3 protein-coding genes are annotated in these 15,714 nt (G+C 33.9%); all 3 read left to right on the top strand.

Features of this window, described 5'->3' with window-relative positions; all coding sequences use genetic code 11:
• Positions 1 to 46 precede the first annotated feature (46 nt).
• From NSS64_RS24555 to NSS64_RS24545, 3 genes are read left to right on the top strand one after another with little or no spacing between them, the layout of a single operon-like run.
• On the top strand, positions 47 to 7,213 hold the full coding sequence (locus NSS64_RS24555) for an amino acid adenylation domain-containing protein (RefSeq protein ID WP_341141831.1): 7,167 nt from the start codon (positions 47 to 49) through the stop codon (positions 7,211 to 7,213).
• A gap of 11 nt (positions 7,214 to 7,224) precedes the next feature.
• The gene (locus NSS64_RS24550) at positions 7,225 to 13,629 is read left to right on the top strand and encodes an amino acid adenylation domain-containing protein (protein ID WP_341141830.1); all 6,405 of its coding nucleotides are present in this window, start codon (positions 7,225 to 7,227) and stop codon (positions 13,627 to 13,629) included.
• 13 nt (positions 13,630 to 13,642) lie between these two features.
• Positions 13,643 to 15,712 carry a condensation domain-containing protein gene (locus NSS64_RS24545; RefSeq protein ID WP_341141829.1) on the top strand — a complete coding sequence of 690 codons (2,070 nt, stop codon included), beginning with the start codon at positions 13,643 to 13,645 and terminating at the stop codon, positions 15,710 to 15,712.
• Positions 15,713 to 15,714: the final 2 nt, after the last annotated feature.

Raw genomic sequence — 15,714 nt, 5'->3', positions numbered from 1 at the left:
AATTAACGTTGCAGTTTAATTATTTTACTGTAAAGGAATGATTAAAATGAAAATCGGAAATCAGTTAAGTTACTGGAGTGATGCGCTAGTGAAGGAAAATTTATTTCTCCAACTCCCTTATGATTATTCCAAATTGCAGGTGAAAAGTTATTCGAAAAATATACAGGATTTCACTTTGACTAGGGCGTACTTGAAACAAATTGAATTGATATGTATAAAAGAAGAAACAACATTGTTTATGATTTTGTTAGCTGCATATCAAAGTTTTCTTTTTAGATATACAACCCAGAATGATATAGTCGTTGGTTGTGTAAATGAAAATAGTACTTCGGTGAGTTTAAATAGAATTTGCATAAACAAAAATATGACTATAAGGGATATTTTGAGCCTAATTAAAGGGGATCTTATTACTAATCAGACAAATCAGAATGTAACATTTGATGATATTTCCGAGAAGAGGGAAGAAAGAAAAAATGATAGTTTGCATTTATACCAAACTATCCTAAGTTATAAAAGTGATAAAAAAACATGCTTACCAAAAAAGTGGGAAATGGATGTTTTGGAGACCGCAGATATTTCTGTGTCTATATTTGAGATGGAAAACGGATTACATATTTCATTCATATATAACACTAATTTGTTTGAAGATATAACAATAAAGAGGATGACTGAAAATTTCGAGAATTGGATTGAGCAAATCATCAAAGGTGTTGATACTCCAATAGACCTATTAAGATTAACTAATGCAGAACAAGAAAATCATTTATTACATGAGTTGAATGGATTAGATACAGAAATTTCTTTTACCGAGACTATCCTATCTGCATTTAAGAATCAAGTTGATTTAAACTCAAATGAATTAGCAATTATATTCGAAGATGAGCAACTTACTTACAAAGAATTGGATATGCGTTCTAACCAATTGGCTCATTATTTGCGTAAGAGAGGTGTTGGTAATGAGTTATTGGTAGGAATATGTTTGGAAAGATCCTTGGATATGATGATTAGTTTGTTAGGGGTTTTGAAAGCTGGAGGAGCATACGTTCCTATGGATCCTGCTTATCCCGTTCAAAGACTAGAGTACATTATGGAAGATGCAAAATTGCAATTAATTATTACATGTGAGAAATATACTTACGCAATACCGGAGGGAATCGAAGTAGTTTGTGTAGATGATAAGTCTAATAATATCGCGTTAGAAAGCATAGAAACTCCAATTAGTACTGTAAATGGAAACAATCTTGCTTATGTTATGTATACATCAGGTTCTACCGGTAATCCCAAAGGGGTAATGGTAGAGCACCATTCCATTATAAATTTCCTTCATACTTTAGAAAAGCGTTATACGCTTACCAAGTCAGATAAGTTGCTTCAAAAAACTTCAATTTCATTTGATGCTTCTGTCTGGGAACTCTATTGGTGGATGATAAAAGGGACTCGTTTGTATATTCTTCCGACCGGATCTGAAAAAGATCCTGCGCTGATCGTTAAAGCAATATATAAGAATGAAATCACACACCTGGAGTTTGTTCCTTCTATGCTGAAAGTAGTGTTGGAATATATTGAAAAGGAAGGCTATTCCCGGCTTTTGTCCTCATTAAAATATGTTACCGTAGGTGGCGAAGTGCTTCCTTCACAGGTTGCGCGAAAATTCAATGATTTATTAACAGTGCCTTACGGTACAGTACTCTATAATACTTATGGCCCAACAGAGACAACGGTTGAAGTCACTAGCTTTAATTGTTCGTCAAGTGGATTGCGAAGTCAAATCCCTATTGGGAAGGCGAATTTAAACACTAAGCTATATATAATGAACGAGCAGTTACAATTGCAACCAATTGGTGTAATTGGAGAACTTTATATTGGGGGATTAGGTGTTGCAAGAGGATATTTATATCGTTCCGAACAAACAGAAGAACGATTTATCCCAAATCCTTATAGTAGTGAATCGAGTTCCCGTTTATATAGGACTGGTGATTTAGTTAAATGTTTGCCAGATGGAAATATTGAATACGTAGGGCGATCAGACAACCAGGTTAAAATTAGAGGGTTTAGAATAGAACTGGGAGAGATAGAGGCTACATTAAATAATCATGATAAGATCAATCAATCAATCGTACTTGTGAAAAATGATAATCAAGGGAATAAAAAATTAGTTGCTTACATTATTGGTGATGGTGATTCCTTGACTTGGCGAGAGTATTTAAAGAAACGACTTCCTGAGTTTATGATTCCAACTTATTTTTTTACGCTGGATGCTTTTCCGCTAACACCTAGTGGGAAAATTGACGTTAAATTACTTCCAGAGGAGGGGCAACATCGTCCACATGTTTCAACAAAGTTCATACAACCAGAATCTGATATAGAAATTTCCATCGCCAATATATGGAAAGGATTGCTAGGATATGAGGAAATAGGCATAGAGGATGATTTTTTTGAATTAGGAGGACATTCCTTATTAGCCACTCAAGTTATAGCTAGAATACGTGAATTATTTAAGAAGGAGCTCCCACTGTCTTCTATTTTTAATTATCCAACTATAGAATCAATTATACCTATAATTAATGAAACTGAAGACATTCATATTATAGAATCCCCTATAATTATACAAAAAGCGCCTCGTGACATTAAGCTGCCGCTCTCATACTCGCAAGAACGTGTCTGGTTTTTGGAACAATTAAGCTCAAATAACTTGGCTTACATCTTTCAAGCAACTATGAATATAAATGGGAAGTTAAATATTGAAATGTTGGAAAGAAGCCTTACTGAAATTATTAGAAGACACGAAATATTCCGAACAGTTTTTCTGGAGGAAAATGGAAAACCCTATCAGTTCATTTACGAACCATTTAATGTGCAATTACCTGTCGTCGATTTATCTATGATGACTACGGAGGAAAGAGTACAGGAAGCAAATAATTTAATACAACGAGAAATAGTTAAGCCTATCAATATATCAAAGTTACCGCTTGTGAGATGGAACGTTTATCAACTATCTGAAGAACACTACATTTTGCTTTTTATTGAACACCACCTTGTACATGACGGATGGTCATTCAGAAAGTTCCTGAAAGAACTGTTTACAATATATAGTGCATATCTCAAAGGACAACCATCACCACTTGCTGAACTGCCAATTCAGTTTGCAGACTACTGTGTTTGGCAAAATGAGAGGTATAGCAGAGGAAAGGCAACAGATCAATTATTATACTGGAAAGATAAATTAAAAGACACACGAGGTATCCTTGATTTACCAACAGATAGACCTCGGCCAATTATTCAATCTTATAATGGAAACTCCATTATAAGATTAATTCCAGAGGAATTGTATGAAAAGCTTCGTAATTATTGCATAAAAGAAAAAACGACATTGTATATGGTAATGATGGCAGCATTTCAAACATTACTTCATCGATATTCAACTCAACAAGATATAATTGTCGGCTCAGGAATAGCGAATAGGAAATGGAAAGAAACTGAGGATTTAATCGGTATGTTCGTGAATAATGTCGTTATTCGCACAGAGTTTTCAGAAGATAGTTTATTTGAGGATATTTTGCAACAAGTTAAAAAATCAGCGCTGGAAGCTTATGAAAATCAAGATATTCCTTTTGATCAAGTTGTGGATTCACTTGGGTTAGAGCGTGATACAAGTCGTAATCCCTTATTTCAGGTAATGTTCAGTTTTCACGATACAAAAATAAATAACATACCTATTGAGAATTTAGAAATAAATCTTATTGAAGGAATTAGCAATGGTTCAGCAAAATTTGACATTAATGTTGTTATTATTAATCATTCTGAACTTTCATCTTCTATTCTTTCCAGTGAGGAGTATGGCAGTATAAGCATTGATTGGGAATACAACAGTGATTTGTACGAAGATCACACTATGCAACGTATGGTTGAACACTATATAGAATTACTTAATAGCATTATTGATAATAGCAAAAGAAGTGTGCATTCCTTACCCATGCTAACGCACAATGAAGAGCAACAATTATTGAACGAATGGAATAATACTAATGTTTTCTTTGAAGATAATAAAACCATACATCAAATTTTTGAAGAACAAACCGAGAAGACGCCTGACAAAGTAGCTGTTGTAGTTGAAAAAAAACATTGGACATATAGAGAAATTAATAATTGTGCGAATTCTTTAGCATTTGCATTGAGAAGTTTAGGGGTAATAAATGATCAAATTGTGGGTTTGATTAGTGAACGTTCTGCCGAGATGATGATAGGTATTCTTGCTATATTAAAAGCTGGCGGTGCTTATCTTCCTATAGATACAGAAGCGCCTAAAGAGAGGATTAATTATATTTTAAAAGATAGTGGTGCTAGAGTACTTGTAATTCAACAAAAGTTTAAGACTCTGTTTGATTTTGATGGAATAATTGTTGATTTAAATAGCGTTCTTTATTCAAGAGAGAACATTGGTAATATGGGAGTACTTTCTAATTCGAAAAATCTGGCATATCTGATGTATACATCTGGCTCTACAGGAAAGCCCAAAGGTGTAATGATTGAGCATAGCTCTGTAGTTAATCGTATTGAATGGATGAGAAAACAATATTCTTTGGATGAAAGTAATGTGATATTGCAAAAAACTTCATATTCATTTGATGTTTCGGTTGGAGAGCTTTTTCTTTGGTTTTTTACAGGGGGAAGAATTTGCTTCTTGAAGCAAGGGGCTGAAAAAGATCCGGAATTGATTATGAAGACAATAATAGAACAGAATGTGACTCAAGTTCATTTTGTTCCTTCAATGTTAAATATATTTTTGAATTATATTGAAAACTATAAACTTGAAAATAGAATAGAAAGTTTAAAACATGTGTTTACAAGTGGTGAAACACTGGCGTTGAAAACAGTTGAGCGTTTTGAAAAATTAATGCGTCAATCAGGGGAAATTGTTCTGCATAATATGTACGGGCCAACAGAAACTACTATAGAAGTGACTTTTTATGATTGTAATGAGTTTGATGAAGTAATCCCCATTGGTAAGCCAATAAGCAATCATCAAGCGTATATTTTAAATAATAAACTGAATTTACAGCCTATTGGTGTAGTAGGGGAATTATTTATTGCAGGAGTTGGGCTTGCACGAGGGTATCTAAATCGTCCAGAGCTTACTTCAGAAAAGTTCATTTCAAATCCTTTTAGCAAAAATATTGGAGACCGATTATATAAGACGGGGGATTTGGCTCGATGGCTGCCAAGTGGAGATATAGAATTCATTGGTCGTATCGATAATCAAGTGAAGATAAGAGGATATCGTATTGAATTAGGAGAAGTTGAAGCTGTATTAGGTAAACATCCTCATATAACTGAAGTAGCCGTAATCACTCTTGAATATGGAGAAGATGATAAACGGTTAATAGCCTATCTCGTTGGCGATGGGGAAATTGATGATTATAAAAATTATGCTAAAGAACGATTGCCTCATTATATGATTCCTTCTTATTTTGTGAAAATGAAGTCTCTTCCGCTTACTTTAAATGGAAAATTGGATCGTAAGGTACTACCACATCCAGAAATTCAATCCATAAGCAAAAAATACACTGCACCTCGCACTTCAACCGAGGATCTGTTAGTAAGTGCTTGGCGTGAAATATTGAAAGTGGAACGAATTAGTGTCAATGACTCTTTCTTTGACTTAGGCGGACATTCCTTGCTTGCTACACAACTTATCTCACGTTTACGAGAAATTTTCAACCTTGACATCCCACTAAGATTATTATTTGAAAATCCAACTGTTGAGGATCTAGCCAATCAATTATTGAAAATTGGAAAGGGCATGGAATTATTTAAATTTGAAGTTTTGGATCAGGAAGATAAACAAAGAGGGATAACCTTGTCTTTTGGCCAGCAGCGATTGTGGTTCCTAGATCAGTTGGAACCTAATAGTTCTATGTATAACATTCCTTATGTATGGCATTTAAGTGGAAGTTGGAATATTGGGGGGTTAGAAAAGGGACTTAACGCTCTGATTCAACGCCATGAAATTCTTCGCACGATATTTCCGAAACAAACAGGTGAGCCTATACAGATAGTTCAATCTTATTTACCTAAAATATTGCCAGTGATTGATTTGAGTGTTAGCACGGATGAAAGAAAAGACGAGGACATTAAAAAGCTTATTGATCAAGAGGCAATGACAGTATTTGATCTAAGCCAAGGACCTTTAATACAAGCAAAACTGATTATCAAAGAGAAAGGTGATTACTTACTTCTCTGCACAATGCATCATATTGTTTCAGATGGGTGGTCCGAAGATATTTTATTAGATGAATGGCTAGCATTTTATGAAGAAGCAGTGATAGGAAGACCAGCTTCTTTAGCTCCGTTACCAATTCAATATGGAGATTTTGCAGTATGGCAAAGAAAAAGGCTAACAAATAAGATTATAGCAGATCAATTAGAATACTGGAAAAAGGAGTTATCCGGTGAACTTCCGATTTTGCAATTGCCATTCGATAGACCTCGACCTCATATTCAAAGTTATGTGGGAGATATGCAACATGTGCTATTACCATCGGATTTGTTTGACAGACTTAAAGCTTTCAGTCGTCATGAGGGTACAACAGTATTCATGACATTATTATCAGCGTATCAAGGCTTTTTGTATCGTTATACAGGACAAGAAGATATATTGGTTGGAACTCCGATAGCTAATCGTAACATAAAAGAACTTGAAGGTTTAATTGGTTTCTTTGTCAATACATTAGTACTTCGAGCAAACTTGAGAGATAATATGACATTTATAGATTTACTTGCTCAAACTAAAGAAAAAACGCTTCGAGGACAAGAGAATCAAGATGTTCCATTTGAGAAACTTGTGGAAGCAATTCAGCCTAATCGTAATATTAGCTATTCTCCTGTTTTTCAGACAATGTTCACCATACAAAACCATCTAAGAAACATAAGGGAGATATCTAACCATAAAATTGAGAGTGTGAAAAGTCAAATGAAAGTTGCGAAATATGATCTCACAATTTCATTTGAAGTCACAACAGATAATTCCCTAAGCTTATCTTTTGGATATAACACCGACTTATTTGATTCATGGACAATAGAGAGAATGATGGGGCATTTTATAAATTTGTTGGAACAATTGATGGAATATCCCAATAAATCAATTACAGGTTTAAGGCTAATCTCCAAAGAAGAAGAAAAGCAGTTGCTTGAAGTTTGGAGCAATAATAATTAGGAGGGAAGATAATGTTATGTGAAACGGAAATATCAAAAAAAACTACAATACACTCACTATTTGAAGAACAAGTTCTTCGCACACCTGATGCAATAGCAGTTGTATATCAAGACCAGCAAATTACCTATAAAGAACTTAATAAACAGTCAAATAAACTTGCGCATTATTTAATTGAAATTGGAGTCATTTCAGAAACAAGAGTTGGCCTTTACATGGAACGCTCGCTCGAAATGATAATTAGTATGTTAGCAATATTAAAAGCTGGCGGTGCCTATGTTCCAATTGATTCGAATTATCCAGATCAAAGATTGTCCTTTATTTTACAAGATGCAGAAATTAACATAGTTTTGACAGATAAAAGCTTGTCGCATCATTTGCCCAACGAAGTAAAACAAGTTTTTCCTAATAGTAACGAAGAAAACCTAAGTGAGCTATTCTATGTAAATATAGAAAGTAATTCAACTTCTGAAAGCTTAGCATATGTAATCTATACTTCAGGCTCGACGGGTACCCCTAAAGGAGTTCTAATACCTCATAGGGGGGTGGAAAGACTCGTTAAAGATGTCTCGTATGTAGAATTATCAGCAAAAGAAACATTATTACAGCTTGCATCAATCTCATTTGATGCAGCTACTTTCGAAATATGGGGAAGTTTGTTAAATGGAGCGAAATTGGTTGTTTACCCATATAAAGATTTGTCACTTCAAGAATTAGGTCAGGTTCTAAGGGAATATCAAATTAGTACGTTATGGTTAACCTCAGGCCTTTTTCAACAGATGGTTGATTATCAGATTGAGGATTTGAAAAATGTACGTCAACTATTAGCTGGCGGAGATGTTCTTTCGTCTAAGCATGTGAGAAAGGCATTGAGTATTCTTAGTAAAACATTGATTATTAATGGGTATGGACCCACAGAAAGTACTACTTTTGCATGTTGTTATTCAGTTAAAAATGAGAGAGAGGTTCAACATTCGGTCCCTATTGGTCGCCCCATTAACAATACAGAAGTGTATATATTAAATGACAAACAACAACCTGTTCCTATAGGTGTAGTTGGAGAACTATATATTGGAGGTAAAGGACTTGCTTTGGGATACTTAAATCGTCCAGAGCTTACCTTGAATAAATTTATTATTCATCCTTTTAATGAGCATCCTGAAGCCAAATTATTTCGCACTGGAGATTTAGTGAAATATTTACCGAATGGTAACATTGAATATATTGGACGAATAGATAATCAGGTGAAGGTAAGAGGCTACCGTATTGAATTAGGTGAGATTGAAGCTGTATTAGCAGAGCATTCTAAGATAAAACAAGTTGCCGTCATTGCACATGTACATGAGGAGGGGGAGAAACGATTAGCAGCCTATATAGTAGGCAGTGGTGATATAGAAGAATGGAAGGAACATGCAAAAAAACAATTACCCCAATATATGATTCCTTCATATTTTATGAAAGTAGAAAATTTACCTCTCACTACAAATGGAAAATTAGATCGTAAAGCCTTGCCACAACCTGGAATTGTTACAAATATAGAATCATATGTAAAACCTCGTAATTATTCAGAGGAATTGGTAGCATCTATATGGAGTGAAATTCTGAAACTAGAGCAAATTAGTATATATGACTCATTTTTTGATTTAGGCGGACATTCACTGCTTGCAACGCTCGTTATCTCAAGGCTACAAGAGGTCTTCAATTTATATATTCCATTACGTGTACTGTTTGAGTGTCCGACTATCGATAGTTTAACCAAGCACTTAACAGAACTTATGGAAAAGAAGCGGGGGAAAAGTTCGCTGCCTGATTTATGTTCAATAAATAGAGAGGGGGGGCTCCCGCTTTCCTACGCTCAGCAACGTTTATGGTTTTTAAATCAATTAGAGCCGAATAACGCGGTCTATAATATCCCTTATGTTTGGCGACTGAGTGGATCATGGGATGTAAGCGGAATTAGACATGGATTTAATAGTCTGATTCAGCGTCATGAAATGCTGCGTACTGTATTTCCGGAGAATGAAGGTGAACCGATTCAATTAATTAAAAGCTTCAAACCAAGAAGTATTCCCGTGGTTAACTTGGAGGCTTTTTCGATTGAAGAAAGAGGAAGACATATTAATAAATATATTGAGTTAGAAGCTGGAACCATATTTAATTTAGAATCGGGGCCTCTAATAAATGCCAAGCTGATTGTACAAGAGGAGGGCGAATATCTTTTACTGTGTACAATGCACCATATTATTTCAGATGGATGGTCTGAAGACATTTTACTTAAGGAATGGTTAGCTTTCTATGAAGAAGCAGTAAGCGGAGAACACAACCGAATCGCACCATTACCTTTTCAATATGGAGATTTTGCTGTATGGCAAAGAGAATGGTTAACAGATGAAATAATTGCAGAACAACTAGATTATTGGGAGAAGGAGCTTGCAGGAGAACTTCCAATTCTTCAACTGCCATTCGATCGGCCTCGGCCAGTCAATCAAAGCTACGCAGGAGATATGCAACACCTTATTTTATCAACCAATTTGTTAGAAAGACTCAAAGCTTTCAGTCGGCAAGAAGGTACTACTTTATTTATGACATTATTAGCAGCTTATCAAGGTTTTTTAGCACGATACACTGGACAAAAAGATATTATTGTGGGAAGTCCAGTAGCTAACAGGAATAAAAAAGAGCTAGAGGGTTTAATTGGTTTTTTTGTGAACACAATTGCATATAGGGGAGATCTGACGGGAGACCCTAATTTCAAGGAACTCCTTGCGCAGATCAAGGGAAAAGCACTGCAGGGACAGGAAAATCAAGATGTTCCATTTGAAAAGATAGTAGAAGTCCTTCAACCGTTCCGAAGTACAAGCCATTCTTCTATTTTCCAGACTATGTTCACCTGGATTGAAAACGAAACGGTTTCATATAACGTATCATGTGGAATATTAGAAAAAAAAGAAACCTATCATCATGTATCTAAATTTGATCTTACATTATCAATGGGAGAATCAAATAATGATTTTTATGCAAACATAATTTATAATACCGATTTATTTGATGAATCAACAATTATTATAATGATGAACCATTTCAATAATTGGCTGCTTCAAATTTTAAACAATCCAGAAAAACCACTTTTTGATTTGGACTTTTTATCTCGAGATGAATTTCAAGAAATTGTAATCGACTGGAATAATACGGAGAGGGCTATCCCGAAAGATAAATGTTTGCATGATCTATTTATAGATCAAGTTAAAAATACGCCAGATTTAATAGCTGCTGAACTTGGTGATGAAAGGATAACTTATAGGGATTTGGATATCCAATCTAACAAGTTGGCTCAGTATCTTTACTCTATTGGTGTGAAACCAAACGTTCCTGTTGGAATCTGTATGAACCGATCTATTGATCTAGTTGTTTCTTTACTTGCAATTCTAAAAGCCGGTGGTGCCTTTCTTCCCCTAGATACAGAAATGCCTCAAATAAGAATTTCAAAATTAATAAATGATTCTAGAACAAAAATATGTTTATCCCAACTAGAATTTAAAGATCGTCTTAGTCATAACATGGATTTAATTTGTGTATATCCTGAGGAGATTAAGGGAATAATCTCTTCAATGCCTCCTACTTTACCAGAATCACATGTAACTCCAAATGATATAGTATCGATTTACTACACATCTGGTTCTACCGGTAATCCGAAGGGGGTGGAGAACCTTCATCTTGGATGGGTTAATAGAATTTTGTGGATGCAACGCCAACATCAGTTAGAGATAGGCTCATCCGTGCTACAGAAAACTACATTAACTTTTGATGATGCTGCTGTTGAATTTTTCTGGCCATTATCTGTAGGGGGACGAATATCATTTTTAGAGCCGTGGTTGCATCGTGATCCCAATGCTATTTTAGAAGCGGCAATAAAATACAAAGTTTCATGCATTCAATTTGTTCCTAGTATGCTCAATATGTTTCTGGATGTTTTATCTTCAGATGATCGTCATAAATTAACTAGTTTGAAAAATGTTATTTCAAGCGGAGAAGCATTGTTACCTGAAATTGTACGGAAGTTTTATGAAAATCTAGACAGTACACTTTATAATACATGGGGAGCAACAGAAGTCTCGATTGACTCAACAATATATACATGTACGCCGAATGATCAATATGAAAAAGATAGTGTGAGTATAGGTAAGCCTATTGATAATAATAAAGTGTATATACTCGATGAAAACTTGAAGAATGTTGCCATTGGTGTAATTGGTGATTTATATATTGGGGGCATTGGATTAGCAAGAGGATATTTGCATAATATGGAAAAGACAAAAGAAGTCTTCATTGAAAATCCATTTTGTGAAGGAGAAAAAATTTATCGTACTGGAGATAAGGGCTATTTTCAGGCTTCAGGTAATATAAAATTCGTCGGAAGACAGGATAACCAAATAAAGATTAGAGGTATCCGCGTAGAGTTAGGTGAAATAGAAGCAATTCTAAGCAAATACCCTACTACTAATGAAGTAGCTGTTGTTGCTATTGACAATGGTAACTTAAATAAGGAATTGGCAGCATATTTCGTAGGAGAAAGTGATATTAGAGAATTAAGGGAGTTTATTAAGGGGCAACTGCCTACTTACATGATACCTGCATACTTTGTTAAATTAGACATTATGCCCAAAACTCAAAGCGGAAAATTAGATCGAAAAGCGTTGCCATTGCCTGACATAAACCAAATTGGGGACTGCGTTATAGAGCCGCGTACCATTTCTGAAGAACTTATATTCAATATTTGGTGCGATGTTTTGCACATGGATAATATAAGTGTTCATGCCTCTTTTTTTGATTTGGGTGGACATTCCTTATTGGCAACACAAGTTATTTCTCGCTTGCGAACAGTATTTGAAGTGGACATTCCTTTAAGAACCATATTTGAGTTCACCTCTATTGAAAAATTAGCTTCGCGGATATCTGAGATAAGAAAAGGAACCAGCAAAAGCTTGCCTTTAAAGGCAGTCGCAGATAATAATGAATCTATTTTAAAACCTCAAATTTATGAATTATCAAATGGTCAAAAAAGACAATGGTTTTATGCTAAATATAGTAACCAGCATACATTTGGTGGAACTTACCTTTTTGAATTGGATGGACCTGTCAATTCATTGTTGCTTCGTGAATCCCTAAACATTATGATCAATCATCACAGAATTTTCCGCACAACAATAGTAGAAATTGAAGGTCAGCTATTTCAACAAGTTCATAATGACCTTTTTGTTCCAAATAACTACATTGATTTATCTGCTTTGTCAGAAATAGATAGCCAACAGTGCTTAATAAGAGATATTAAAAAAACATTAAATGATCCTTTTGATCTAATGAAAAATTCCTTTTTTCGAATGGTATTATACTTAATGCCCAACAATAAGCACTTCTTAACTTTATGCGCTCATCACATTGCATTTGATGGATGGTCGCAAGAAGTTTTTATTAAAAATTTATTGGAAACATATCAAAAACTGAGGAACGGTAAGGGGCTGTTGGAAATAGCTAAGCCTTTAGATTATATCGATTACACATATTGGCAAAATGCTCGAATATTAAACGGTGAAATGGATACCCAAAGAGAATATTGGTTAAAACAACTAGAGCAAAAGGTTGATATACCAAATATTCCAAATGATATAGAGTCCCAAAATCTTGATAAATCCGAATCAGACGTAAAATCGCTTTATCTTGAAAAACCTTTTGTTACTTCAGTTACCGATTTAACTCGTACTTCAGGTAATACAACTTATATAACGATTCTTTCTGCAATAAATATATGGATTGCAATTATATCAGATCAGACTACGGTAACAGTAGGTTCAACTTTGTCTGGTCGTACGCAAACTGAACTGGAAAATATTATTGGCCCTCTTATTAATCCAGTTGCAATGCGTACAGATTTATCTGGGAATCCGACTATTGTAGAAATTATGCAAAGAACACGTGAAACGGCTTATGGGGCGTATGAGAATCAGGATTATCCGTTTGATTTGGTTATTCAAGATCAACAAGTTATTAATGGAAATAAAAACCGCTTATATTCTCTTGTTTTCATCGGACAAAATACACCCACTGCAAAACTTGATTACGATGAAATATCTTATCGCGAATATCAATTAACGGATTTTTTAGATGAAGCAACTATAAGAGAATATGAAAGCAATCATTTTATTCAAGATGAAAGTTCGGATTTAATGATCTTTTTATCTACTGATTCTGACAGAATAATTCTTAATACACACTATAATTCGAGAAACTTTACTGCTTCAACCATAGATATGTTTTTGAAGCAAATTAAGGAAGTGTTATCAAAAATGGTGGGAAATCCGTATCAGCGGTTATCCCAAATAAATTTAGTTGAAGAATATGACTTAAATGAATTATTTAATTGATGGAGAATAAAAAATGTCAAATAAAACATTTATAAAAACTCTTACTCTGTCAGAAGGTCAGAAAGATTTTTTTCTTCATTATTTGCTTTATCCTACAAGTAACTATTATAACGAGCAATTGGCTTTTGAATTTCATGGTCGAATGGAAGTCCCTATTGTGGAGCAAACACTTGAAGAAATACTTAGTCGTCATGAGATATATCGTACTGTGTTTATTTTGGAAGATGAACCTATTCAAAAAGTATATAGTGAAACTGTTAAAGATTTTAAATATATTAATGCGCTATCTTGGGATGAAATTATGATAAAGGAATATTTGTATAACGAATTCAATACACCTTATGTCTTGGAAGAAGGCCCTTTATTTAGCATGAGATTATTGGATATTAATGAACATGATTGCATAATATGTTTTAAATGGCATCATATATGTACTGATGGATGGAGTATGTCTTTAACTATAGATGAATTTACAATGATTTATAAGCGATTAATTGAAGACTCATCTTATAAAATGCCATCACCCAAATTGCAATACTCTGATTTTATCGAATGGCAAAAAAGTTATCTGTCAAGTGAAGAAGCAGAGGAAGCAAGGAGATTTTGGAAAAAGAAGCTTACTGGAAGTTTTTCTGAACTGAAATTACCTGCAGATTTTATACGCCCTGATAAACCGTCATTTAAAGGAGGGACACTCTTATTTAAATTTAATCTTCAGTTACAAAGTGAATTCTACAAATATATAAAATTGAGTAATTATAAGCCGAATGTTGTTTTCCTAACATTATATATCGCTTTACTTCATCGCTTGTCTAGTCAAACTGAATTCATTATCGGAGTACCTAGAGTAGGTAGAACAACAAAAGATTTTTATGAAATAATGGGATATTTCGTAAATGTACTTCCTTTGAGAGTAGAGATTAAAGAAGGATTTTCATTTGCAGATCTTCTGTTTTTAGTCAATAAAGAATTAAATATATGTTCTCAGTTTCAAGATTACCCTCTTACTATGATCGTAAGCCAACTGGCAGCGTTCCATAATGAGCGACACTCATCTGTTTTTCAAGCTTGTTTTGTTCATCAAAAAGCTGTGAAACAAAAAGCAGCCATTATGTTGGGGCATGCAACCAATAGCATTGAAACAAATGGAGTAATAGCAATTCCATATTGCTTTAATAAGAATATTTCACAATTTGATTTATGTTTAACAATTGAAAAAGAAAACAATAATAATATACTGGCTAGCTTTGAATACAACAAAGATATTTTTCATGAACAAACTATCAAAAAGTGGATTGATGAATTTGAAATTAGCAGTCTTTTATTTTTAGAAAATGATAATGAATTAATTTCAAGGGGAAAAAAGGAAAATAAAATTACTTTTCGGAAGGATATTATGGGGATATCATCCGAAAATATACTAACATCTGATTTTGATCCCTTGTTAAATGAATTAAAAGAAATTCATGTTGTAAATTTTGAATTATCTTTTCAGGTAAAGTCAAACATCTACAAATTAGCCCAAGACTGTAAGACGAACATATCAAATATCTTAATTACTGCATTTAATATTCTATTATATGGCGAAACTGAAAAAGAAGATATACTTATAGCTTTCCATCCAAAGGAAGATGAATTCGAAGAAGAAAATTCATTAATATTTTATTTAAGAACTGATTTGTCAGGTAATCCATTGTTTAGTGAATTAGTCAAGCAGATTGAAATTGAAATGAAAGAAGCAATTCATAATAAGAAAGGTCTTGAAAAAGATTGTTTTAGAAGTAGATTGAATACTTTTCATAATCCCCAATTATTATTTGTAATAGATAGCATAAAAGAAGTTTATGATTTAAGTTGTTATGAACTTATAGTACAGATGGTTGATTTGGGAGATGTTTTAAAAGGGACTATAGAATATAATGCACACTTCTTTAAAAGAACAACTATTGAACGCATTGTTGCGAGATTTATAGCTTTACTAGAAGCTGTTTTTATGCACTCATTTAAACGAATTCGTGAGATATTAAGTTATTCCGAAACAAAATTTTTCTTGGTAAATAACTTTGAAGAATTATTTGATTAAGG

Origin of the sequence: Paenibacillus sp. FSL H8-0122 (assembly GCF_038005345.1) — a bacterium.
Classification (GTDB): Bacteria; Bacillota; Bacilli; order Paenibacillales; family Paenibacillaceae; genus Paenibacillus_AQ.
The sequence above is the reverse complement of the archived record's forward strand: the minus strand, read 5'-3'. Positions and strand labels throughout refer to the sequence as shown.